The 24,834-nt window shown below is 36.0% G+C and carries 22 protein-coding genes and 1 riboswitch; of the genes, 2 read left to right on the top strand and 20 right to left on the bottom strand.

The features are described from left to right. Positions 1-94: 94 nt before the first annotated feature. Positions 95-280, top strand: coding sequence for a 4-oxalocrotonate tautomerase DmpI (gene dmpI / locus DFR80_RS08240; protein ID WP_114489695.1), 186 nt, complete (start codon positions 95-97; stop codon positions 278-280). A 74-nt stretch (positions 281-354) separates the two neighbouring features. Here dmpI and DFR80_RS08235 read toward each other — a convergent pair whose 3' ends face one another. The 16 genes from DFR80_RS08235 to DFR80_RS08160 form a co-directional block, all read right to left on the bottom strand. Beyond that, the gene (locus tag DFR80_RS08235) at positions 355-3,429 is read right to left on the bottom strand and encodes an efflux RND transporter permease subunit (protein WP_114489694.1); all 3,075 of its coding nucleotides are present in this window, start codon (positions 3,427-3,429) and stop codon (positions 355-357) included. Further along, positions 3,429-4,949, bottom strand: a complete 1,521-nt coding sequence (locus DFR80_RS08230) for an efflux RND transporter periplasmic adaptor subunit (protein WP_114489693.1) — start codon at positions 4,947-4,949, stop codon at positions 3,429-3,431. The genes DFR80_RS08235 and DFR80_RS08230 overlap by 1 nt, the downstream gene beginning before the upstream one ends. Continuing rightward, a complete protein-coding gene (locus DFR80_RS08225) occupies positions 4,939-6,231 on the bottom strand; it encodes a TolC family protein (RefSeq protein WP_114489692.1) in 1,293 nt (430 codons plus the stop codon). The genes DFR80_RS08230 and DFR80_RS08225 overlap by 11 nt, the downstream gene beginning before the upstream one ends. Further along, positions 6,221-6,811, bottom strand: coding sequence for a TetR/AcrR family transcriptional regulator (locus DFR80_RS08220; protein WP_114489691.1), 591 nt, complete (start codon positions 6,809-6,811; stop codon positions 6,221-6,223). Before DFR80_RS08220 ends, DFR80_RS08225 begins: the two co-directional genes overlap by 11 nt. A 277-nt stretch (positions 6,812-7,088) precedes the next feature. Next, positions 7,089-7,382, bottom strand: a complete 294-nt coding sequence (locus DFR80_RS08215; protein ID WP_114489690.1) for a YkvA family protein — start codon at positions 7,380-7,382, stop codon at positions 7,089-7,091. Between the two features lie 130 nt (positions 7,383-7,512). Beyond that, positions 7,513-8,301, bottom strand: a complete 789-nt coding sequence (locus tag DFR80_RS08210) for a MetQ/NlpA family ABC transporter substrate-binding protein (protein WP_114489689.1) — start codon at positions 8,299-8,301, stop codon at positions 7,513-7,515. 136 nt (positions 8,302-8,437) lie between these two features. Beyond that, a complete protein-coding gene (locus DFR80_RS08205; RefSeq protein WP_114489688.1) occupies positions 8,438-9,112 on the bottom strand; it encodes a methionine ABC transporter permease in 675 nt (224 codons plus the stop codon). Continuing rightward, positions 9,105-10,127 carry a methionine ABC transporter ATP-binding protein gene (locus tag DFR80_RS08200; protein ID WP_076544707.1) on the bottom strand — a complete coding sequence of 341 codons (1,023 nt, stop codon included), beginning with the start codon at positions 10,125-10,127 and terminating at the stop codon, positions 9,105-9,107. The genes DFR80_RS08205 and DFR80_RS08200 overlap by 8 nt, the downstream gene beginning before the upstream one ends. 92 nt (positions 10,128-10,219) lie before the next feature. Then, positions 10,220-10,328: riboswitch (SAM riboswitch) on the bottom strand. 114 nt (positions 10,329-10,442) lie between these two features. Further along, entirely contained in the window at positions 10,443-12,476 is a 2,034-nt protein-coding gene (locus DFR80_RS08195) for an ATP-dependent helicase (protein ID WP_114489687.1), read from the bottom strand. 208 nt (positions 12,477-12,684) lie between these two features. Further along, the gene (locus DFR80_RS08190) at positions 12,685-15,258 is read right to left on the bottom strand and encodes an aconitase family protein (protein WP_076544705.1); all 2,574 of its coding nucleotides are present in this window, start codon (positions 15,256-15,258) and stop codon (positions 12,685-12,687) included. Positions 15,259-15,312: 54 nt separating this feature from the next. After that, positions 15,313-16,320, bottom strand: a complete 1,008-nt coding sequence (locus tag DFR80_RS08185) for an isocitrate/isopropylmalate dehydrogenase family protein (RefSeq protein WP_076544704.1) — start codon at positions 16,318-16,320, stop codon at positions 15,313-15,315. Between the two features lie 180 nt (positions 16,321-16,500). Next, positions 16,501-17,367, bottom strand: a complete 867-nt coding sequence (locus tag DFR80_RS08180; RefSeq protein WP_076544703.1) for a PHP domain-containing protein — start codon at positions 17,365-17,367, stop codon at positions 16,501-16,503. 220 nt (positions 17,368-17,587) lie between these two features. Then, positions 17,588-18,346 carry a YdcF family protein gene (locus DFR80_RS08175; protein WP_114489686.1) on the bottom strand — a complete coding sequence of 253 codons (759 nt, stop codon included), beginning with the start codon at positions 18,344-18,346 and terminating at the stop codon, positions 17,588-17,590. A gap of 41 nt (positions 18,347-18,387) precedes the next feature. After that, positions 18,388-18,666, bottom strand: a complete 279-nt coding sequence (locus DFR80_RS08170; protein ID WP_076544701.1) for a metal-sensitive transcriptional regulator — start codon at positions 18,664-18,666, stop codon at positions 18,388-18,390. A 109-nt stretch (positions 18,667-18,775) separates the two neighbouring features. Further along, entirely contained in the window at positions 18,776-19,459 is a 684-nt protein-coding gene (locus DFR80_RS08165; protein ID WP_114489685.1) for a DUF2064 domain-containing protein, read from the bottom strand. A 55-nt stretch (positions 19,460-19,514) separates the two neighbouring features. Then, complete coding sequence (locus DFR80_RS08160; protein ID WP_076544699.1) at positions 19,515-20,429, bottom strand: nucleoside hydrolase; 915 nt, start codon at positions 20,427-20,429, stop codon at positions 19,515-19,517. Between the two features lie 176 nt (positions 20,430-20,605). Here DFR80_RS08160 and DFR80_RS08155 point away from each other — a divergent pair, with 176 nt between their 5' ends. Continuing rightward, positions 20,606-21,529, top strand: a complete 924-nt coding sequence (locus DFR80_RS08155) for a sulfurtransferase (protein ID WP_114489684.1) — start codon at positions 20,606-20,608, stop codon at positions 21,527-21,529. Positions 21,530-21,546: 17 nt separating this feature from the next. Here the strand turns inward: DFR80_RS08155 and DFR80_RS08150 are convergent, their stop codons facing one another. The 4 genes from DFR80_RS08150 to DFR80_RS08135 all read right to left on the bottom strand — a co-directional run bounded on the left by DFR80_RS08150 (position 21,547) and on the right by DFR80_RS08135 (position 24,789). Next, positions 21,547-22,434, bottom strand: a complete 888-nt coding sequence (locus tag DFR80_RS08150; protein ID WP_114489683.1) for a zinc dependent phospholipase C family protein — start codon at positions 22,432-22,434, stop codon at positions 21,547-21,549. A 42-nt stretch (positions 22,435-22,476) separates the two neighbouring features. Then, complete coding sequence (locus tag DFR80_RS08145; RefSeq protein WP_114489682.1) at positions 22,477-23,745, bottom strand: MFS transporter; 1,269 nt, start codon at positions 23,743-23,745, stop codon at positions 22,477-22,479. A 61-nt stretch (positions 23,746-23,806) separates the two neighbouring features. After that, entirely contained in the window at positions 23,807-24,253 is a 447-nt protein-coding gene (locus tag DFR80_RS08140) for a DUF188 domain-containing protein (protein ID WP_114489681.1), read from the bottom strand. Then, entirely contained in the window at positions 24,250-24,789 is a 540-nt protein-coding gene (locus tag DFR80_RS08135; RefSeq protein ID WP_076544694.1) for a cob(I)yrinic acid a,c-diamide adenosyltransferase, read from the bottom strand. Before DFR80_RS08135 ends, DFR80_RS08140 begins: the two co-directional genes overlap by 4 nt. Positions 24,790-24,834: the final 45 nt, after the last annotated feature.

Raw genomic sequence — 24,834 nt, 5'->3', positions numbered from 1 at the left:
TTTTACTTTTAAACTAAAATAAAATATAATATTAGTGTAGAGGAGATTTTTGTCTAAAGTCGCAAATCAATAATCTAAAAAGGAGGAATCATTTATGCCACATATTGTTTTTGACGGACCTGAACTCAGCAAAGAGAAGAAAAAAGAGCTTATAAAAAATTTCACCGATACTGCCAGTAAAGTCACAAATATTCCAAAAGAAGCATTCGTTGTAATGATAAAAGAAAACGATCTGGAAAATATCGGTGTTGGTGGAGAACTTTTATCTGAAAAAAAATAAATATAATTCTTAAAGTTAGAAATAAACATTTTTTAAATCCGGGAAGTTTTGCAGACTTCCCGGATTCTTATTAATTAAATTAGTTTAGATGCCTCTTCTTTTGTAATCCCTTTTACTTTTGCAACTACAATTGTTCGCAAATCCGTCACTAAAGTATAAAAAATCGGAATTACAAAAAGAGTTAAAAAAGTAGCAAAGGTTAAGCCGCTAACAATTACTATTCCCATTGGCTGAGTTGATTCTGATCCTTCTCCAATTCCCATAGCTATTGGCAGCAAACCTAAGATAGTTGTCAGTGCTGTCATCATAATTGGACGCAGTCTAACCGTCCCGGCTGTTATAATAGCCTCAATTCTTTCTGTACCTCTGCGGCGCAGCTGATTAATGTAATCAACCATAACTATCGCATTATTTACAACTATTCCCGCCAGAGTGATTAAACCTAATATCGAGGCTACCGAAACTATAGAATTAGTAATATACATTCCAAAGATAACACCAATCACTGCCAGTGGAATAGTGAACATAATTGTAAATGGATGAACTAATGATTCAAACTGGGAAGCCATAACCATATAGATCAAAATTACTGCTAAACCAAAGGCCATACCGAGACTGCTAAATGATTCCTGCATATCTTCAAATTCGCCCTCATAACTAAATCTATAACCATCCGGTAATTCTAGTTCAGATAAACGAGATTGAATCTGATCCATTACTGTACCAAGATCTACGCCGTGAATGTCAGCAGTTATTTCAGAATGACGCTCCTGATCTTTGCGTAAAATTTCTACTGGCCCTTCAGTAATTTCCAGACTTGCTACCCTACTTAATGGTATCATCTCACCAGATGCAATTTGAATATTAAGTTCTGGCACCTGAGACATCTGTTCTATTTGATCTTCCTGCAGACGAACTCTAATATCATATTCATCCCCGGCAACTTCATATCTTGTTGCAGTATTCCCATTAATAGCTGTCCTAACTGTATTTGCTATTTGACTTACATTTAAACCAAAGCGGCTTGCAATAGAGCGGTTAACCTTTATCTGATATTCGGGCTGTCCTTCTGAAAGACTATTGTCAATTTCTCTTAAGCCCTCAATATCCTCTATGGCTGCAGTGGCTTTTGCAGTTTCTCGCTCTAATACAGCTAAATCATCTCCAAACAGTTTTACATTGACTGGAGCACCTCCACTAAAACCCTGTTGTTCTTCAACAGAGAGGTCTACATCAGGTAGATTAATACTTTGTCGAATTTCTTCCATTACTTCTGCTGTTGACCGATCTCTTTCAGCCAGATCTACAAGCTGTACACTGATATTTCCGAGATGACTGCTGGTAGAGGTAGACATCATCTGACTATCAGATCCAACTGTAGAAATTATTGTTTTAACTTCTTCTATATTCATCAGTACAGATTCAATTTCTGTGGAAACTTCGTTGGAACGTGATAATGCAGTCCCTGCTGGGAGTTCATAGTTAACTGAAAATGCTCCCTGATCTGTACTGGGCATAAATTCAAATCCTATTTGTGGAATTAGTGCCAAACTACCGATCAGCATAATTACTAATAAGATAATAACTACCCAGCGGTGTTTAAGAACTCTACTTAGTGCTTTCCGATAAATTATTCTGATTCTACCTTCTTTTTCAGTTCTATCTAATTCTTTCTGCGTAACTTTCAGAATTTTGGAAGCCAGCATAGGAATCAGGGTTAAAGCAACTATTAAAGAAGCAATTAAAGAAAAGGCTACTGTGAGTGCCAGATCCTTAAATAACTGACCTGCCATTCCTTCCACAAAAACTATAGGTAAAAACACAACTACAGTAGTAACTGTGGAAGCAGCAATAGCCATTCCAACCTCAGAGGAGCCTTCGCGAGCAGCTTCAATTTTACCTACTCCCATACTTCGATAACGATAAATATTTTCCAGAACAACTACCGCATTATCAACCAGCATTCCAACTCCCAGGGCCAGCCCCCCCAGTGAAATAACATTTAAATTTACATCAGCAAAGTACATTAAAATAAAAGTACCAATAATTGATATCGGCATTGCTGTAGCTATTATTACTGTACTTCTGATATTTCTCAGGAATAAGAAAAGTATAATTACGGCTAACAGACCACCCAGAATAGCATTTTGACTTACACTGGCAATAGAATCTTCAATAAACTCAGACTGATCCATTGCAATAGAAAAACTATAGTTTGGAAAATCATTACGAATACGGTCCATCTCTTCTCTAACAGCACTTGCTACTTCAACTGTATTGGCATCAGTCTGTTTTTGAATCGAAAGTGCGAGACTGCGCTCTCCATTAGTTCTAGATAATGTTGTTAAATCAGAAAAACCATCCCTGACTTCTGCCACATCAGATAATTTAATCTGTCCATTTCCAACTGGAATATTGATATTTCTTATTTCATCTAAATTAGAAAATTTACCAACTGTTCGAACTAAAAATTCTTTATCGCCCCGCAGTACATCACCTGCGGAAACATTAATATTTTCAGCTCTCACGATATTGGTAATAGTATTAAAGTCAAGATTGTAATGACTCAGTTTATCTCGTTTGAGAGCAACAATTATTTCTCTTGTCAACCCTCCCTGCATATTTACCTGAGCAACTCCCGAGATACGTTCCAGTCTGGGAATTAATTCATCTTCAACCTCTTCTTTTAATTCATCAATCTCTAAACCCTGGGCTGAAACACCATAGACCATAATCGGAATCATGGCAGGATCAAATTTAAAGATCATTGGGCTGTCAGCATTTTCAGGTAAAGTCATACTATTAACTAAATCCACCTGTTCTCTCAAATCCTGAACAGCAAAATCCATATCACGACCCCAGTTAAATTCTACAACAACTGTTGAGGACCCTCTGGAGGAAGTTGACGTAATACTTTTAACTCCCTCAACTGTAGCCACTGAGCTTTCTATTTCTTTTGTAATTAAATTCTCTATTTCTTCTGAACCCACACCTTCATAAGTTGTAACTATTGCTGCACCAGGAAAGGTGATATCTGGGAAAAGGTCAAGACTTAATCTGGAAAGTGCCACCGAGCCAATCAGCAGCACCATCAAAATGATCATTGCAGTTGTAACTGACCTCTTTATCGAAAAATCGGATAACTTCATTAATTTCTCACCTCAACTTCCTGACCGGCTTCTAAATTGCTTTGTCCTCGAATTATAACATCCTCATCAGCATTTAAACCTGCCAGAATTTCAACTCTGCTGTCAGTTTTAATTCCTATTTTTAAATCTTTTCTGACGACTTTTCCATCTTCTACCACAAAAAGATATGGATTATCACTATTAAGATTAACAATACTCTCTATTGGTACAACTACAGCTGAACCTGATTTTCCTTTAGTGATTTTAACATCTGCAAACATTCCAGCTCTTAACCTGTGCTCCAGGTTAGGTATCTTAACTTTCACTAAAAATGTTTTGCTTGCCCGGTCTGCAGCAGGAGCTATATTAGTAACTTCTCCTTTAATGTAATGCTGCATTGTTTCAGCCCTCACCTCAACTGTATCACCTTTATTAATCGTAGAAACTGTTGCCGCAGTTACATCTATTTCTGCATATAACTGATCAATATTTATTAAATTAAGAACCGTCTGACCTGCAGGAATCATTTCTCCTTCATCAAAATTTACTCGATTTATCAATCCTGAAAAAGGAGCGGTAATCTGACTTTTAGTAATTTGATTCTTAATTTCGTCTAATCTAGCCTCTGCCTGTTTAACCGCAGCAAAGCTAGCTCTTATTCTTTCTTTTCTTGGACCTCTTTTAGCTTCTTCTAAATTTGATTCAGCAACTTTTAAATTTGTACGAGCACTATTTACCTGGCTGCGTGCATTTTCCAGCTGCTGTTTTAATTGTGTAGGATTATTATAAGTTGCCTTTGTTAATTGATAATTTTTTTCGGCTGCCGCAAGGGAAGTTTCAGCCTGTTTTACTGAAATTTGAGCATTTTTATATGATGATTCTGCATTTTCATAAGAATTTTTTGCATTCTCATATTCTCTTTCCGAAATCACATTATCTGCATATAAGTTTTTTGATCTTTCATACTCCCTTTCTGCCTGATTATAATTAACTTCAGCCTGATTCAAGTTTTGCTTAGAAGTCTGAAGCTGCTGCCTGGCACTATTAAGCTGCTGTTCTGCATTTACCAGCTGCTGCTCCAGTGTCCGGCGTTCATTATATAATTCCTGCATTAATTCTAAATTTGTTTCTGCACTTTCTAAACTTGCTTTAGCGTTTTCATAATTAGCCTGTATTCTCTTCATCTCTTCTTCTGTTACGCCATTTTTTAGTTCTTCATAATTGGCACGGGCACTATCTAAAGCCGCTTCAGCCTGATCTTTCTGGATCATAAGTGTCTCATCATCAATTTTTATTAATTCCGCACCCTCTTTTACCTGTTCTCCAATCTCTATATTTACCAGATCAGCTACTCCTCCAATTTGGGCAGGAATATTGACATCCTGGATCGGAGTTAAGGTACCTGTAATCAATTCATCAAGACTAATATCATCAGTTACCGATTTAGCTGTTTCAACAACCTTTGACTCCTGAGCCAGTACCGGCAAACTAACAAAAAGTAAAATAATTAGTAAACAAATGACTTTATATCTATTTTTCATTGTTTATCACATCCTCAAAATATTCTTTTAAACGACCACTTTTATAGATGGTTCTAAATAATTCTGTTTCATATTTATATGCTGCCTGTAGTAGAGACGTTTGGGCCTGGTTGTAGGTAGACTGAGCATCAATTACATCTGTATTACTTGCTACTCCAGCTTCATAACTTTTATTAGCAATTTCTAAATTTTCTTCAGCATTTTCTAAAGAAAGCTGTTCTAATTCAATTGTTTCTTTATTTTCTTTTACAGTTAAGATAGAATCTTCTACCTCTATATCTATATTCTCTAATAAATCCTGCCGATTATTAGCTGTTTTTTCTAATTCTTTTTCCTGTTTTTCAGCATTAAGATTACCCTTACCTCCATCATAAAGAGGAATATTAACTCCCAGAGTCATTGACCAGCTTTTCTCATCCATAAATTCCTGACCCTGCCAATCATAAGAACCATTAAGTGAAACACTGGGTCGATAATACTGACCCTCCAGTTTCTGGTTTAACTTTATAATTTCTTTATTTAATTCTAAAATCATAAGTTGTGGATCATTTGCCAGGGCTGTGTTAAATAGTTTCTGCTGTTCTAATTCCAGTTCGAAATCAATCTCTGGATCACTGGGCTCATAGACTTTATCTGTAGTTAAAATCTGAGTCAGGCGCCTTCTGGCAATTTTTAAATTATTTTGAGCTGCAGTTAATTCTTCTTCGGCTTTTCTCTGTTCAATCTGACTCTGCAGTAAATCCCGCCGAATTGCAATTCCAGCCTCTAAATTATTCTTCACTATTCTTAAATGTTCATTTGCAATATCTAAGGCTTCTTTTCGAATTTCAACCATTCCCTGAGTCTGTAGGACTCCATAATAGGCCTGGATTAAAGAAAAAATCTGAGCTTCAACACTCTGTTCATACTTAGTTCTGGCAATCTCTAAACTATAACCGGCAATTTCTTTCTGCATAGAAGCCCTGCCGCCAAGCCATATTGGCTGAGTTAAAGATAGGGATGTGCTGTAATTTTCATCTTCTCCTATTGAAAATTGTACTTGATCAAACTTTGTGTAAGATGTCTGCAGATCTAAGGTTGGAAAGTATGAGCGCACCGCTAAGTCTATATCTTTTTCTGCCTTCTCAATATCTTTACGAGCATTTTTCAACGTCCTATTTTCTTCAATTAAAATCTTTACTGCCTCTTCTAAATTAATATTCTCTACTGCCATTACAGCAGGAGTGGATAAGAAAATAACAGTAACTAAAAATATGGTAATTACTTTCATTCTATTTTTCATCTTGCTGCTCCTTTCTACTAATCCCATTCATTATAAAACCATAAATAAAATTAATTTTTTTTTCTACATTCTCTGCATCATCTAATAATTCCTTAGTATGAGGTGTAAATAAAACTGATAAAATCATTATCGAAATATCAGCAGGATTTTCGCTTTTTATTAATCCCTCATCAATACCCTGTTCAACAATTTGGGCCACAATTTCTATATTCTTTTGATGCTTTGCTTCAATTGTGTCTTTAAAATCTCTACTAATTAGCTCAACATTGTTCCTAAAGACATCTATTATACCTAAATGCTTTACCAAAGTTTCTAATACACACTTCACTATTTCTCTGATTTTTTCATCACTTCTGCTATCTTCCTGGACAATATCCTTAAAAAGATTGTTAAAGTGATTAATTCCATCGAACGCAATTTCTCTAAACAACTCTTCTTTACTGTCAAAGTACCAGTATAAAGTTCCTTTGCTAATATTTGCACCATCTGCTATCTCTGTCATGGACACCGCATGGTAGTTATTTTTAGAAAAAAGTTTAACAGCTGACTTTAATATTTTATTTTTCGTATCTTCGGCCATAGAAACCTCCTGACTGAATTATAATTGCTCGACTAGCCGGTCAGTAGTTATTATACCTCTAAATTTGTTTTTTGTCAACCGTACGGTTAATTAGAATTAGATTAATCCTTAATTATTCACAACAGCCGCGAAATAAATTATCAATACTAATCTACCAAACATTTATCAAAATATTTTTTTCATTCAGTAAGTGAAAGTTATAGGAAAATCAAAGATTTTAAATTTTTAAAAACAAAAACTCTACAGTTTTAATTTTATCGGTAGAGTTTTTGCTGTTTTATTCAACTGTATAATCATCAATATCTATAGCATCTGGATCCTTTTTCTCTTTTTCGACTTCTGGATCACCAGACTGATATTTACTTAAAATATTCCTTAAAACAGGCCACATTACTACAAAAACTGCAATATCATCAATTTGACCCAGAATTGGAAAAAAATCTCCCACCAGGTCAAAAGGAAAAATAAGGTAGGCAACAGGTACTAAAAATAGTGCTTTTTTGCTTATCTTAACATCCGAGTCTTTCATAAGACGAATTATATTTACCACAGCTGCCAGCCTTTTACTCATAATTTCCACCTCATTTTTTCTACTTTCTAGGCTTTATTATACAACATTCTTCACGGAAAAACAAAAAGGAACAGTCCTGAAAACTGCTCCCTTTGTTCAAAAATATTTAAATTACGGTTCTAAGTTTAAATTAAAATGCCGGTACAACAGCACCTTCGTATTTTTCCAGAATAAATTCTTTAACTTTCTCAGACTGAATAACTTCTTTTAGAATCTGAATTTTTTCGCTGTCCTGGTCTCCTTTTCTAACAGCAACTACATTAACATATGGTGAGTCACTACCTTCCATAATTAAAGCATCTTCCAGAGGATTCAAATCAGCCTCTAAGGCATAATTAGTATTAATTACTGCTGCTGCTACATCCGGTAAAACTCTTGGCAGCTGTGCTGCTTCTAATTCTTCAAAGTTTAAGTTTTTTGGGTTTTCCACAATATCAATTGGAGTTGCACTTAAGTTTGTTGGATCAGCTAAGGTAATAACGTCATTATTGTGCAGTAAAATTAAAGCCCGCCCCTCATTAGACGGATCATTTGGAATAGCAATCGAAGCACCTTCTGGAATTTCTTTTAAACTTGTATATTTGTCAGAATATAAGCCGATTGGTTCTACATGAACTTTAATTGCCGAAGCTAAATTCAGGCCGCGGTCAGCATTGAAGCGTTTTAGATAAGGCACATGCTGGAAAAAATTAGCGTCAATACTGCCATCACTTAAAGCAATATTTGGAGTTACATAATCAGTAAACTCAACTATTTCCAATTTGATTCCCTTTTCTGCAAGATCATCCTTAATGAAATTTAAAATCTCAGAGTGAGGTACAGGAGTTGCACCAATCTTAAGCACATGATTATCAGCCTGAACAGCACCAGCAAACACAAAAGTTAAAAGCACTAAAATTAAAATTGTTTTCTTTAACATAATTATCTCTCCTCTTCTACCTGTTATAAATGTATTAAATTAATTCTGGCTCTGTGTGTTTTTGCCAGAAATAATTCCTTATTCCTACTCAATAATATCTTAAGTATTAGTTTAAAAATAGTAAATACTTAACCAGCTAAGCTTTGTGATCAAAAAATGAAGCTATCTGATTTCCTGCATATTGAATCAGCTGAACCATAATCACCAGGATAACTATAGTCTCCAGCATAACAGCCAGCTGAAACCGTTGATATCCATAGCGGATTGCAATATCGCCGAGGCCACCTCCACCAATCGCTCCTGCCATCGCTGAATAACTGACCAGACTGATTGCTGTCAGGGTCAGTCCTAAAATAATTGCCGGCAGTGATTCTGGCAGTAAAACCTTAAATACAATCTGCAGTGGACTGGCCCCCATTGATTGAGCGGATTCTATAACACCATGCTCTATTTCTAAAATAGCATTATCTGTAACTCTTCCCATAAAAGGAATTGCTGCCAGTGAAAGAGGAACAACAGCTGCATTAGTACCAATTGAAGTTCCCACAATCATTCTGGTAAAAGGAATTACAGCTACCATCAAAATAATAAAAGGGATAGAGCGCCCAATATTTATAATTCCGTCTAAAACAAAATTGAGTGGTTTATTTGGTATAATATGATTTTCCCTGGTGATTGTTGTTAAAACTCCAAGAGGGATTCCACCAACAATAGCAAAAAACAAAGACATTGCCACCATATATAAGGTTTCTAAAGAACCGCTGATCATTAAATCATTATAGCGGGCTAAATCTGTTATAAGATCAAACATTGTCCAACACCTCTACTCTTAAATCCTGACTCTGAAGATAGTTAATACTTTCCTCAATATTTGTTAGCTGACCCTCTAAATCTAAAACCAGAGTCCCAAATGGAACTCCCTGAATCTCATCAATATTGCCATATAATATGTTGGCATCTACTGAATAATGTTTTACCAAATCAGAAATATAAGGATCATGAGTTTTTTCTCCAACAAAAGAAATTCTAATTAACTCTCCTGGTCTTTCTGCTTTTACATATTTTATGATTCGTTCTGGCAGATCAAAATCAATTACTGAACTAATAAACTTTTTAGTTAAAGTCTGCTTTGGTCTGGCAAAAATATCAAGTATTGAACCTTCTTCAATAATCTGTCCGGCCTCTAAAACCGCCACCCGGTCACAAATATCTTTAATAACTCCCATTTCATGGGTAATTAAAATAATTGTCAAATTCATCTCATCCCTGATTTTTGCTAATAACTCCAATACTGATTTTGTACTTTCAGGATCCAGTGATGAAGTTGCTTCATCAGATAAAAGTAGATCCGGATCATTGGCCAGTGCTCTTGCAATACCGACTCTTTGCTTCTGACCGCCAGAAAGCTGAGCCGGGTAATGATCTGCTCTATCAGAAAGGCCAACCAGTTCTATTAGTTCTTTGGCCTTTGCTATTCGCTCTTTTTTTGCTACACCTGCTATCTCTAGAGGAAACGCTACATTTCCCAGCACCGTTCGAGAAGATAAAAGGTTAAAATGCTGAAAAATCATTCCAATCTTCTGTCTGGCTGCTCTTAAATTTTGAGAACTTAATTCTGTTAAATCCGTTCCATTAATGTTTATAGTGCCCGAAGTAGGCTGCTCTAATAAGTTGAGCATTCTAATCAAAGTACTCTTACCTGCCCCACTGGGACCAATCATGCCGAATATCTCACCATCATCAACTTCCAAATTAAGGCCATTTATTGCTTCAACCTTTCCCTGGGCTGCATGATAATGTTTTGTCAAATTTTCTATTTTAATCAAAACTAATCACCCTCTAAAAAATAATAAAACTGCTCCAGTGTCCACAAGAGCAGTCAGAAATGAAAAAAATCCTCCTGAGAGGATTTATTTACCTCTCATCTATCATTCCCCACTGGAAATGCTGGAATTAGCACCTTACTAAATGTTTAAGTAGGTTGCCGGGTATCAAAGGGCCAGTCCCTCCACCACTCTTGATGATTTTTATTTTCTTTTTAAGTTATATAGTAGTTTATCACTCAATTTTAACTCTGTCAAGGATTTTTTGCTTATTTAAAACGGGTAACTAGAAATAATTTCCTGTTACCCAATATTCTTTTATATCACCTCTACATTTTTCCTCATTTGAATCCCTGAACCGCCTTTTTTGCTCTCCACACTGGTAAAATCAAGTCGCTGCTCAGGCAGTTCATATAAAAATCTGGAAGGTACAATCTGCTTATACTGGCCCTGATCTCCAGAAACTCTACGATTGGAAAATGAAATAAACAGCAGCTTTTCTGCCCGAGTCATCGCTACATAAAATAGTCTTCTTTCTTCTTCAACAGCATAGGGATTTAAGCCAGCAGCTTTTTCCTCCAGACTTTTTAAATGAGGAAAAACTTCTTCTTCCGCTCCAATTATAAAAACCACTGGAAACTCAAGCCCCTTAGCAGAATGGGCAGTCATTACCTTGACCTTTTCCTGAGTATCCTCTGTTATATCTTTATCCGTAATCAACTTATTAATTAATAAATAATCATATAATCCACGTCCAGGATTATTTTTCTGAAAATCTGCCATATCTTCTAAAAACATATCCATATATTTTTTTCGTTCCTCTGGATTATCAAGCTCTGCCAGAACATTCTGGTCAAAGTTAACTCGCTGGTAAAGTTCAAGGGCTTTTTTCTGCATCGGCAGCTTTTCCTCCCGGAGATCATAAATACTGTCAATTACCCGCCTTTGAAATTCAATAATATTGGCTGCCTTATTATTTCCAATTCCCTTAACCCGAGTTGGACTTTCAAAGACATCTGTAATTTTTAAATTATGTTCTCTGGCATATTTATTAATTTCACTGAGTAAAATTTCTCCAACACCATGGACCTCAATTCTAAATAGTCGTTTTAAAGCCAATCTGTCATTTGGGTTAACCAGCAGTTTTAAATAATTAACAAAATATCGGATTTCCTGTCTGTCAAAAAAGCTGACTCCTCCCACCAACTGGTGAGGAATTCTAAACTTTGGCAGCTGATTCTGAAGCTGCATTGATTGAAAGTGACTGCGGCATAAAATTGCGACATCACTAAGTTTGTAATTATAAAAATCAACCAGATGATTAATTCGCTTACAAACATATTTAGCTTCTACCAGAGGATTTTCTGCCCGGGCTACAAAGATAGGAGCACCATCATCAGCTTCAGTCCAGGCCTCCTTAACTTTATTCTGACTGTTGTTATTAATTAGCTGATTAGAAGCAGTAATAATATTATTAGAACTGCGATAATTTCTTTCCAGTTTTACAGTTCTAGCTTCCGGATAATCATGCTCAAATTCTAAAATATTACTGATATCTGCACCGCGAAAACCATAAATTCCCTGCCAGTCATCTCCAACAACAAAAATATTGTTTTGGGGTCTGGCCAGAAGAGATACGAGCTGATATTGTGAATGATTTACATCCTGATATTCATCTACCTGAATATACTGAAACTGATTCTGGTATTTAGCTAGAATCTCCAAATTATCTTCAAGAAGTTCAATAGTTTTTTTAATTAAATCATTAAAATCAAAACAGTTATTATTCTCCAGTACTCGCTCATATTCACTATAAATTCTGCTTATAATCTGATAAAAATGTTGGGAGCCCTGATTATCTTTCTGAGCATATTCCTCGATCAGTTCAGATGGAATAACCAACTCCATTTTGGCTTTAGAAATAATATTGAAGATCATTTTAGGGTCATATTCTGTTTCTTCCAGACCAAATTCGAAAATAATATCCTCTACTATGGCAATAGAATCATTAGTATCATAAATCAAACAACCTTCAGAACGATTAACCTCTGCCAGATTTTCTCTTAGTATTTTAAGACAAATACTGTGAAACGTCCCAAGATTCATTTCTTCAATGGTCTCTGAACCAACTAAATCATCAATTTTAGCTTTCATATCATCGGCAGCCCTATTTGTAAATGTTACTGTCAAAATATTACTGGGACTGACTCCCTTATTAATTAAATTAGCCGTTCTATATGTTAAAGTCCTGGTCTTACCACTACCTGCTCCAGCCAGCACTAATACTGCACCTTCCAGAGTCTCGGCAGCTATTTTTTGTTTTGGGTTTAAATCATTTAATAAATGACTCATTTTTGTCTCCTTCTATTTTCAGAATTTTATAAGTTAAAACAAAAGAAAGCCGCCTGCTGATAAAATATCAAATCAACAGACAGCTAATATTTTGGTGCAACGATTACTAATTATATAGAAATTCAACTTAAATTACAAGCTTATTTCAGCAAATCTTTTATCGCATATTTCGACAAATATCGGGTGGTACCAGGTACCTGCACATTTTTTATTTATATAACTTAAAATACTCTTCCCTGGAAGGTATATGACCAAGTACAGCCACACAGCCTGCCACCTGAGCACTTCCAAGATAAGTACGAGAATCAGAAGGTCCAATCCGGGACTGGTAGTTCCGGGTAGTTGTGGTAAAAGCAGTTGCTCCTGATCCAATTCTACGTTTATTACCCATACAAAGGCCACAGCCTGGCATAATCACTGTTGCCCCTGCGTGTGTCAATTTAGCCATTGTTCCATCTACAATTAATTCCTCATAAATATCCCGCGAAGCAGGTCCGACTACTACATTAACACTTTGAGGAATCTTATGACCTTCTATAACATCTGCTGCTTCCTTAATACTTTTCAAATCTCCACCTACACAGCTACCTATATAAACCTCATCAATTTTTTCTCCTTCAACTTCACTTAAGGGAGCAACATTATCAGGATGATGCGGTTTGGCAACCAGAGGTTGATCAAGTTCTTCAAGAGGAATTTCAATTTCTGCAGCATATTCTGCATCTTCATCTGCTGTAAATAAAACTGGAGCCTCCAGATAATCCTCTATTGCCTTAATCGTATTTCTTACAGATGGTGAGCTTTCAGCATCAGGTCTAGATTTTAAATATTGGAGATTATCTTCAATCGTCTTAACTGTAGTCTTATCAGAAGGTACAACACCTGCTGAAGCACTTCTTTCAGCAACAGCATTTGTTAAAATATAGCGCTCATCAGAACTTAAAAATTCTACTCCTTCCATTTCAATAATCCGTCCGTTATAAATATCTTTACCAACAGTTTTATCTGCGTAAATAACTAAAGCCGAAACTAAATCACGAGCAGTAATTCCCTCCGGAGGACGACCGATAAATTTAACTTTTACTGATTCGTCCATGGTCAGATCCTGTTTACCATATTTCATAACTCCTGCTACAATGTCCGAAGCCGCAGGAAAAGAAACTCCCCTGGGAGTTCTGGTATGAGAATCCCCACCAACAATTACATCAGTCGGCAGTACAAACCGGTTCCCAATTGTATGGATAATTCCTTCACCAGTCTGCAGACAAACTCCACCACGTTCAGTAACGAAATCATGTAAAAATTTATGAGTATCTCTTTCAGCACTGGAAGGACACTCACCTGTATGACATAGAGATTGAACTACAAATTCAGCTCCAAAATCTCCCCCGGCCATTGACTGGTATTCATCCATTGTCATTGGTCCGGTGGTATCCTGAGAAAAAGCTCCTCTCATTTTAACCTGGGCTGTTTCCCCCGGCAAAATTGTATCCTTACCATCAAGTCGATTATAGGCTACAATTTTCTGGGCCAGAGTTTGAGGAGGTTTCGAATCTTCCTCAACAACATTCTCTTCAGCAGGAGTTTTAACATCACCTGTTTCAATTCCATTCTTTTTACAATAGTTAAGCGCCATTTTTTGTAGTTCATTACCAGCATCAAAATAGGTCATGCCACCAGCAGCAATTTTTTTCATTTTATAGTCAATTGGCAGTTTTATCTCCAGCTCATATTCAGAATCAGAATCAGGATTAACAAAAAGCTTTTTAGAATTCAAATCTACTTTTAAACTGTCTCCTTCTTTAATCTCAGTTGTATCGGCTTCCAGTGGTAAAATACCTGATGCCACCAGAGATTCTTTAAAAATAGGAGCAAAACTCTTAGCTACTACCACACCACCTTTTTTCTTTTCCGGTTCACCTTTAACTACCTCACCCAAAAGCTGCTGCATTGTGTAAGTTGCAGATTTACGGGATGAACCCTCTCCTAAAGCCTTACCAGCAGTAAAAAATACACTTTCATTTTTACTGGTTTTAGACTTTAAGTTATCCAGACGCCCCCAAAGATCTTCTTCGTCATCACGTCCATCCATTACAAATTGTGCATGGTGAGGCTGATCTGTTCTGCTGTCTGCATTTTTGGAAGGACTCAGGTGACCTGTAGTAATATTATCACCGACCCGCAGCGATAAACCAAAATACTGATCTCTAAGCTCCCAGTCAGCTGAAAAATCTCGGTAGGCCCAGCTCAGCATCAGCTCATTAATTTTCTTTTTAAAATAAGGATTTTCGCCCGCCAGTTCTTCCAGCTGTTCAAAATCAGCCTGAGTAACAAGTACTGTTTCTTTTAAAATTTCAGTGATTTGATCTCTATATATCTCCTTAGCAAAAAGATCAATTAGTCTTGAAGTAGCAGCCCCTCCCTTCATAGCTTCCAGCAGCTCAAGTGCCTGATCAGCAGTTAAATATTTATTTTCTTCTTCCCTAATCTTTGCTTCCTTTATAATTTGAGCCAGACCTTGAGCCTTTGCGTGAGAAGCAGGAAAAGTACCACGCTTAACCTCTTCCCTTAAAAGCCTCAATACCAGAAGATCAAGCCTTTCTTCTTTAAATATCTCAAAACTTTTATGCTCAAGCCCCTCTGCCTGCAAACCACTAAATAGACATTCAACCTCTTCAGCCTCCAGAGGACGGGGATCCAGTCCATAAGTATTTTTTCTCGCTACTGCTTTACTCTTATATTCTTCTAAACAGTCCAATAAAATTTTTAATTTTTCTTCCATTAACTAACTCTCCTCCCTTATCTTCTGCCCAACATATGGACAGACTTATATTAATTATAGTTCATTAATAATTGCTTTAGTAATCTCATCAGTGGCAGCACTACCACCTAAGTCCCCAGTTAAAACTTCACCTTTATTTAAAACTGCAGAAGCTGCTTTTTCTATTCTCTCAGCCGCCTTAGTCTCTCCTAAATGCCTCAGCATCAGAACAGAAGAAAATAACAGTGCTACTGGGTTGGCCTTATTCTGACCGGCAATATCAGGTGCACTGCCGTGAACTGCTTCAAAAACTGCAATCTCATCACCGAGATTCATTCCCGGAGCAAGTCCAAGCCCACCAATCAGGCCGGCCCCAAGATCAGAAACAATGTCTCCATAGAGATTAGGCATAACTAAAACATCATACTGCTCTGGATACTGAACCATCTGCATACACATATTGTCTACAATTTTATCATTAAATTCTATTTCGGGATTTGTTTTTTTATATTTCTCAGCAACTTTACGGGCCTCTTCTAAAAATAGACCATCACTGTATTTTAAGATGTTAGCCTTATGCACAGCTGTTACTTTTTTGCGACCTTCCCGGACTGCATATTCAAAAGCCCTTTCGGTAATTTTGCGAGAAGCTTTGCGGGTGATAATTTTAATACTTTCTGCAGCCTGGTCTCCTACATAATGCTCAATCCCTACATAAAGACCTTCTGTATTCTCTCGAAAAACAACCATATCAATATTTTCATCTTTGGCAAATTTTTTAGCATGCACCTGCAGTGGACGGACATTGGCATATAAGTTTAATTCTTTACGAATAGCCACATTTACACTTCTAAATCCACTACCCACAGGAGTTGTAATCGGCCCTTTTAAGGCAACTTTATTTTTCCTAATTGATTTAAATACTTCCTCTGGCAGTGGTGTTCCATACTTATCCATTACGCCTGCCCCGGCTTCTACCCTGTCCCAGTTAATATCCACTCCTGCAGCAGCAATAATTTCTGCAACAGCCGCAGAAATTTCAGGACCAATACCATCTCCAGCAATCATTGTTACATTATACATTCTCTTTACTCACTACTCCTTTTTAATTATTAAATAATCAAATTATACAATCTCAAAACTTTGACTGTTCCTCTATTCTAGCCTAATAAACTAAAATATTAATAAGTAAGTTTGAAAAAAGCCGGACTTTTATCCGGCTCCATTTTCAAAATAATCAGCCCTTATAATGACTGATATTTATTATAGCATAGAATGGGCATAACTTTCCAGCTCATCAAATTCAGCTTTTGTTATTCCACAATCACCAGGCAAAATCCCGGGTGAGTTTTCGCCGTGATAATCAGAACCTCCTGTAACTAAAAGATCAAGTTCTTCTGCAATCTTTTTATATTTTTGAGTGATTCTTTGGTTATGTTTTGTCTGATAGACTTCTACCCCTCTTAAACCAACACTTTTTAAACGAGCTATCTCCTCTTTAGCCAGTGACTGACCGTGATTAATAACATGCGGATGTGCAATTACAGGTATTCCTCCTGCTTTTAAAATAACTTCTATTGCTTCAGCGGGTAGAACATTTTTCTTTTCGACATAGGCCCTGCCTCCACCAGCAATAAACTCTTCAGTAAAAGCATCACCAATTTCTTCAATATATCCTTTCTCAACCATGGCCCTTGCCACGTGGGGACGACCAAGACTGACACCAGTAGCATATTTTTTAACATCTTTAAATTCAAGCGGATAACCCATCTCTGTCAATTTTTTTATCATTTTATGAGTTCTCTCGACTCTCGAATCTAAAATTGCTTCGGTTAAACCCAGTAGGGCATCATTTTCTGGATCAACAAAATAACCCAGAATATGATATTCTGCTTCCCCACGATAAGTAGAAATTTCTATTCCAGGCACAACTTTTAATCCCTGTTTCTGGCCCAACTCCTGTACTTCCTTAACTGCAGTCAAATTATCATGGTCGGTCACAGCAATAATTTTTAAACCTAATTCTATACAATTTTTTACCAATTCTGCCGGAGTGGAAGCACCATCAGAGGCAGTTGTATGCATATGCAGATCAATTTTCTTCCTTTTCTTAAACATATCTTTAGCCATAAAATATCAAGCTCCTTAAGAGTAATTTTTATCATTAATTTACTTAAAAAGAGATTTGATTACTCTCTGCTCTTTGATTTTAAATACTCTCTCTAAGATACATTTATAGTTTATCAGAAAAACTTTAAAATATCATTAAAGTTTAACAATTAATCTAAAATAATTTATTCAAAATCCAAAATATTAAACTACTCTCCGAACTCTTTCTGCTTTAAATTATCTAAATCCGACCACGAATATAGTACCAGAATAACCCAACCCACTCATGCAGTGCTGCAAGATTGGCACTAAGAGCTCCTCTATTTGGCAGATAATCAAGCCAGCTAAATTGATGATCATAAATAAAACCAGAATGCACTGCCAAAAAATCTATATTTTGAGCTTTAAAAACAGCTGCAGCCCGTAAAGTATGATAGGCTGACGTTACAAGATAAACTTTTTCAACTTCGTTTTCTTCAAGCCATTTCTTTAAATAAGCTGCATTCTCAAATGTTGTTTGAGCCCTATCTTCGCTAATATAAAATTCTTTATTCATTCCCAGACTCTCCAGGAAATCTTCCGCAGCATCAGCCTCGGAAATCTTTTCCTGGCCAATAGCAACTCCCCCTGAATAAATTAAAGGTGTTTTTAAACGTCGCTGCAGCTGATACCCTCTGACCAGTCTCTGAATACTGTGCAGTGAAGGAGCCACTTCGTTGTCAGAATAATAATTTAACCCTCCCCCAAGTACCACAATTGGATATCTTTTAAAGGGATTAACTGAAATTTTTTCGGCATAATTTTCCAGTGGATGAAGTAACAGCTGAACACCAAAGGCATTGGAAAGAAAAAAACATAAAAACAGCATAAATAAAGCTGTTAATTTTATGATCCCTGACTTTGATCTTTTAAATAAATAGCCAGTCAAAATTATCAATAATAATATAAATAATCCTGGCGGCATAACTAGAGAAGCAATAATTTTTTCTAAAACTAACATGATTCCCTCCTAAAAAAACCCCGCCAGCAGCGGGGATAAATTTAATCAGTAAATTTGTCTAAAACATCCATCAATTCAGATATAATCTCTTCTTCTCCTTCTTCCTGAGAAATTGCATTTTTAACACAACCATTAACATGTCGATCCAATATTTTAAGTCCTACTTTTTTTAAGGCACCCCGACAGGCATTAATCTGTGTTAAAATATCAACACAGTACTTTTCTTGATCAATCATCCTCTGCAGTCCCCTGACCTGACCTTCGACCCGCCGCAGTCTCACAATTAAATTTTTCTTATCCTCATCTGATAGTGAGTTCATTCTTTCACCCCACAGTTCTCAAAAATAAATATAAAATAATACTATTACCATAAAGCTAAATATTTGTTGACTTAACCACCAACTATTCAGCTGGCTAAACTTAAAATTATTAATAAATAAACAATTCATCTATTATTTTTCGGGTATTTTTAAGATAATTTGAATCAATATTTTTCCCAATCAATTCAAACCTTAATCGAAGTAATTCTTTAAAAGTGTTTATTTCAGCTGCCTCCGGCAAAAAATGAATCTTTAAATTATGCTGACTTGCTGCTTTAATAGTTTTTTCTAGTATTGACTGCTTTCTCCAGTCCTTAAAATAAAAAAGAGATTCTTCTGGCTTTTTCATTCCTAAAAGATAATAACTGCCATCCACAGACGGTCCAATAACAATATCTCTCTCTTTTAAACCTGCAAAGGCTTCAGTAAAAGTGTCTGTAGCCAGCAGAGGAAAATTAGAACCAACAATAACTACAGGTAATTTACTCTTTTGATAAGCTTCAGTTACTGCATTATACATTATCTCCCCACAACTTTCTCCACGCTGAGGAATTCTAATAAAGTCTTTAGCAATAACCTCAGCAAATATTTTTGGGCTTTGCTCTGGCTTATAACTCAAAAAAAGCTCCAATTTTGAGCAACTTTTTTTTAAGTTTAAAAGCTTAAAATTCATATCTTTTAAAAAAGCTTTATCCAGGGCAGCACATTCTTCTGCTTTTAAATGACTATTAAGCTTAGTCTTCGTTTTCCCTGCTACGGAAGCTCCTCTCATAAGCACTACTGCAGCCTGCAAGATAATCTCCTCCTATCTGCTTGAAATTAAAAACTATTATAAAAAGATCAAAACTCTATCCTTCGCTGCTGTATCCTTTTGGAACAATCTTAATTTGATCCCAGGCAGAAAATAAAATATCTTTAAATCTTTTAGTATCAAGAATAGTAGAAGGTAGGTTTATAATTCCAGAATCCTGCAGACGGCCTGCTGCTTTTTCTGTTTTTATCTGTCCAGTTTTTAAATCCTCCCTACTGGAAACAAATTTCCTTTTATTATAAGGAAAGATCTCAGGTGCCATCATATAAACAACTGCTACTACATCCCACATATAAAAACCTGTTAAACCAATCATCTCTGAAGAATATTCATACCAGGGCTTAATTTTATCACTGATATAGGCACGAATAGCCTTATTTTTTGAACGATTAATCCGCTGCCATGATTTTTCCCCAAAACGCGCTGCCAGACATAAGTTGCCGGACATTAGGGCCACTGGAACCTCAGCTTTAACTACCTGCTCTGCTGCTTCTGGGTCTTGACTAAAATGAATTTCATTAATAGTCTGCTCTCCAAACTGCAGTGGTTCAGTTATTCCACCCATAATAATAATTTCTTTCAAATTTTTAAAGAAGTCACTGTCAATTTTCCAGGCAGCATAAAGGTTAGTCAGAGGTCCGATAGCAATTAAAGTAATCTCATTTTTATTTTCGGCAGCAGTCTGAGCCAAATATTTTGCAGCTTCCGTCTTATCGTCTCCAGCTTCAGCTGCTCCTTTATAATGTTTAATTTTATTTTCTAAACCAAAATCACTGATCATTTTTTCCGTTGTCTCATAAGTAGCTTCTAAACTACTGTTCCCAAAGACACTGGTAACCGCCATCAGATCTATATCCTCACGCCCAAGTAAAAATAAAAAAGCAAGGCCATCACTAACATCTTTTTCCTGAATTCCGATTGTATTATCACAGTCTAAAATAACCTTTTTCATTTTATCCCCCTAACAGTGATTTTTTCTATTCTCTCTTAATTTAATTTCAACAAAAATCTATAAAATCCTGCCTTATTAAAATTATCTGAGTAATTTATGTAATAATAATGCAAATTTGTTACTTAAGGTATATAATAGTTTATGAAGAAAGAGACAAATTTTAAGGAGGAATCACAATGAATAATGATAAAATATTAATTCTTATCTTTATTTCAATTATTATAATTTCTACCAGCTTAAGTTTTTCAGCTGTAGCTGCTGAAGAAAGAGGATTTGAAAATCCAGACCTTTTAATTTCAGCTTCTGAATTGAATAAGAGACTCAAAAATGAAAATAATAAACTGAAAATAATTGATGTTCGCAACAGTGCCAGATATTTACTCGGACATCTACCGGGAGCAGTTAATATGTGGGGATCTGATTTTTCTGATCCTGAAGGTTGGGTGGAAGGATTGATTGCTGACCCAAAAGCTTTTAGTGTTACTGTACAGAAAAAGGGAATAAATAATGACTCCAAAATTATTGTCTATGATGAAAATAACAGTGTCTGGGCAGCCAGATTATGGTGGGTCTTCAGAGTTTATGGACATCAAAATATAAAAGTTTTGGAAGGTGGATATGATAACTGGAAGGATAATGATTTTGAAACAAATATACTGCCCAACTATCCAGACAAGGGTAACTTTTTAGTTCAGGATGTAATTAATGAGTGGATTGTAAATTCTGATACTATTGCTGAAAATCTTGATAATGAAAAATTTATAGTTCTTGATACAAGAACAGAGGCTGAATATCTGGGGCAAAAAACAGGTTCTAGTGCTCCGCGAAAAGGTAGAATACCAAACTCTATCCACCTAGAATGGAATAGAGTTTTAACAGAAAACTACAATTTTAAATCTGCTTCAGAAATCAAACAAATTTATCAGGAAAAAGGAATTACAAAAGATAAAGAAGTGATTGCTCTTATCTCCCACACTGGGGTCAGAGCAGCTCACAGTTTTTTTGCTCTTAAACTCCTGGGATATGATAACTTAAAATTATTTGATGAATCATGGCTTGGCTGGAGCAACCGCAGTGATTTACCAATTGAACTGAAGTGATTTCAAAATTAATAATATCAGCTCTCTTCTCCCATGAAATTTTTGTTACTAAATAAGATCAGGCTTTCTGAAAGAGATTCTTCTGACTGCAAATACTTTAAACTCTGTCCGATTAAAGAGCGGGCAACAGCAATTCCTCTATTAAAATGATTTTCAAACTGTTGATAATTTTCTGCAGGCCAGATACTTTGTTTTTCGTTAAGCAGATAGCTGTACTGGCTTAAGTTTTGAGGTAGAATTAAATTTAAAACCCTAAAAATATGATGTCTTAAAGAACTATCCGAAATAAATAATCTATGATATTTACGTAGGTCTAAGTAAGATTCCCAGATCAAATCCTGATCAAGTTTTTCCTCAATAAGATTCTCAAAAATCAATTGATAAAAATAATTAAGATTCTGCTGATGTTTGTCCTGTAATTGATAATAAGGAAGGGGATCAACAACTACTGGACTTTGATTCCATCTCTGCTGCATAATATATATATCAATACTGGCCTCAATTAACTTGTGATTTTTACCTTCTCCCCCATTTTTAATAATAAACGGGTGACATTCGCGATCCAGGGCATAATGCGAAATGAACCCCAGTAGATAAACCAGATTATGCTGCCAGTACTCAGAGTCAGGAAGCTTAGCCCGGAAATAAATCCCCTCTCTCTTCAAAGCAGTAAGCAGTTCGGAGAAAATTTTCTTACCACTCAGCGAATGGATTAACTCCCCTTTTTTAGGCCCTTTTTTTGCCCACTGCCAGGGTAAAAAGTCATTATAAAAGAAAAAATCTGCGCCCTGACAACCATAATTAAAAAGCTGATAATTCTTATTTAACATTGCTTTAATATTTTTATCTTCAAGACCAGCAACTATTTCTTCGCCAGCAATAATATGTGTCCAAAAATCTGGCATCTTTCTCCCCCCTAATAATTTATGATATTAATTATATTGCTTTTAACTTTTGGCTTCTAATTTTCCCTTTTCTACATCAACTCTACTTAAAAATATAATACCTAGAACAAAAAAGGAGGCAACTGCAATTATTCCATAACGACTTGAGCCCGTTAACTGTCCTGCATAAGCAAAAACTGTCGGACCAATTATGGCAGCAAATTTACTGGAGACTCCATAGAACCCAAAAAATTCTGCTGATTTTGATTCCGGTACCATTGCTCCATATAAAGATCGACTTAAAGCCTGTGCTCCTCCCTGAACCATCCCCACAATACCTGCCAGAATCCAGAAATCAAGAGCTGAATCCAAAAAATAACCATAAAAAGTTATTGCAGTATAAATGGTTAGAGCAAGGTAAATGCCTTTTTTAGCTGTGACTTTCCCAGCTATTTTAGCAAAAATAAGAGCAAAGGGTATTCCGATAAATTGTGTTAAAAGTAGGGCTCCAATCAGGTCAGTCTGACCAATACCCACTTCCCGACCATAGATTGTAGCCATCCTGATGATAGTTCCAATTCCATCATTATAGATCCAAAAAGCCAGTAAAAATTTCCACAGTTCTCGATATTTACGGATATGAACAAAGGTAGATTTAAGTCTGCCAAAAGCCATTTTGGTGTATTTAGCCAGCGGTATTTTTTCAACCCGTTTTTCAGGAGCAGGGAGATATTTAAAAGCAGGCAAAGAAAATATAAACCACCAGACTGCAACAGTGATAAACGATATTTGAGTTGCTAAAGTTACTGTACTTATTCCAAATAGAGCAGGTTTGGAAATCATTAATAAATTCAATGCCAGCAACAGACCACCTCCCAGATAGCCAGCTGCATAACCAAGGCTTGATATATAATCTATTGAATCAGCATCACTGATGTCGGTTAAAAAACCATCGTAAAATACATTACCTCCAGAAAAACCAATGTTGGCGATAATAAAAAAGAAAGAGGCAAGTAAATAATTGCCTTCATTAACAAAAAACAAAAGAGAGGTGCCTGTAATACCCAGAAATACAAAAAATTTGAGAAAAGTTTTTTTTGAATCAGAATAATCAGCAGCTGCACCCAGGATTGGAGAAATAATAGCAATAATAATCATAGCAATAGTCTGCGTATATCCCCAGTAAGAAGTAGCCAAATTACCTGGTAAATTAATTCCAGCCACATCTTTGTAAAAGATGGGCAGGACTGTGGCTAAAATTACTGTGGCAAAAGCAGAATTAGCCCAATCATACATGGCCCAGGCATAAACTGTTTTTTTCTTTTTATCCATTGAGCTCACCCTCTGTTTTAATATTGGCAAAAATATCGGTTCTAATTATTAACAATTTATATTATAATTCTGTTGTTCTGTTTTCTATTAAATTTAATAGAATTTCTTTAAAACGCTGATCATCAGCTGGACTCCGTTTTTTATGAGAAGTATGACGGCCTGTTCTTTTTCTCTCTTTAAACTGACGGTGTCTTGTGGCCAGAAGTCTTTCTATATTCTGATTAGTAAATTCTCTGCCGGAAAAACCAAGAACTAATGCTCCCGCACCTAAAGCTAAGGCAGCCAACCCATAATCAGATGTAACTACAAGATCTCCAGCCTGAATCTTGTTATATAAAATCATATCAACTGACTGAAACCCCTGATCAACAACCTCTAAAGTCCCATAAGCGAGCTGATGACGGTGGTTTAAGTCAGTGTAAACTATTAATTCTAAATTTTTATCTGCAGCAACCTTGGTAATTATTTCAATTACTGGACATCCGTCCCCATCAACTAAAATTCTCACTGTTTTTTAAACTCCACATAGTCAAGTTCTTTCTCTAAATAACGAGCCAGTGTATAAAGCAAATCAGAAAGACGGTTAATATATTTCTGAAGATCACTGCTAATATCCGCCTCTTTTGCAAGAGCTGTAATTCTGCGTTCAGCTCTCCGACAAATTGTCCGGGATTGATGCAGAGCACCACTTGCCTTTGAGCTGCCGGGAATAATAAACATTGACCTCTCTTTTTTATTCATCTGATCTAAATAATGATCAATTTTTTCTTCCAAAAACTTAATATCTTCCTGACTGATTTTTTCAGGGAAACTTTCCCAATCCGGTGTAGCCAGCTCTCCTGCCAGATTAAAAAGTTTACGCTGTACAGAACGGATAATATTATAAACTTCTTTTTCTTCTACAAAATTTTTGGCAAAACCCAGTGAAGAATTTAATTCATCAATAGTACCATAACTTTCAACCCGCAGTGAATCTTTAGCCACCCTTGTATTATCAAAAAGACTGGTTTTACCCTTATCGCCGCTTTTGGTATAAATTTTCATCTTTCCCTCCTTTTATGTGAACCTGTCGCTGTCCGCACCATTTCC

Source organism: Halanaerobium sp. ST460_2HS_T2 (assembly GCF_003337665.1).
In the GTDB taxonomy this organism is placed as follows: domain Bacteria; phylum Bacillota; class Halanaerobiia; order Halanaerobiales; family Halanaerobiaceae; genus Halanaerobium; species Halanaerobium kushneri.
This window is presented reverse-complemented; position numbering and strand designations above follow the sequence as displayed.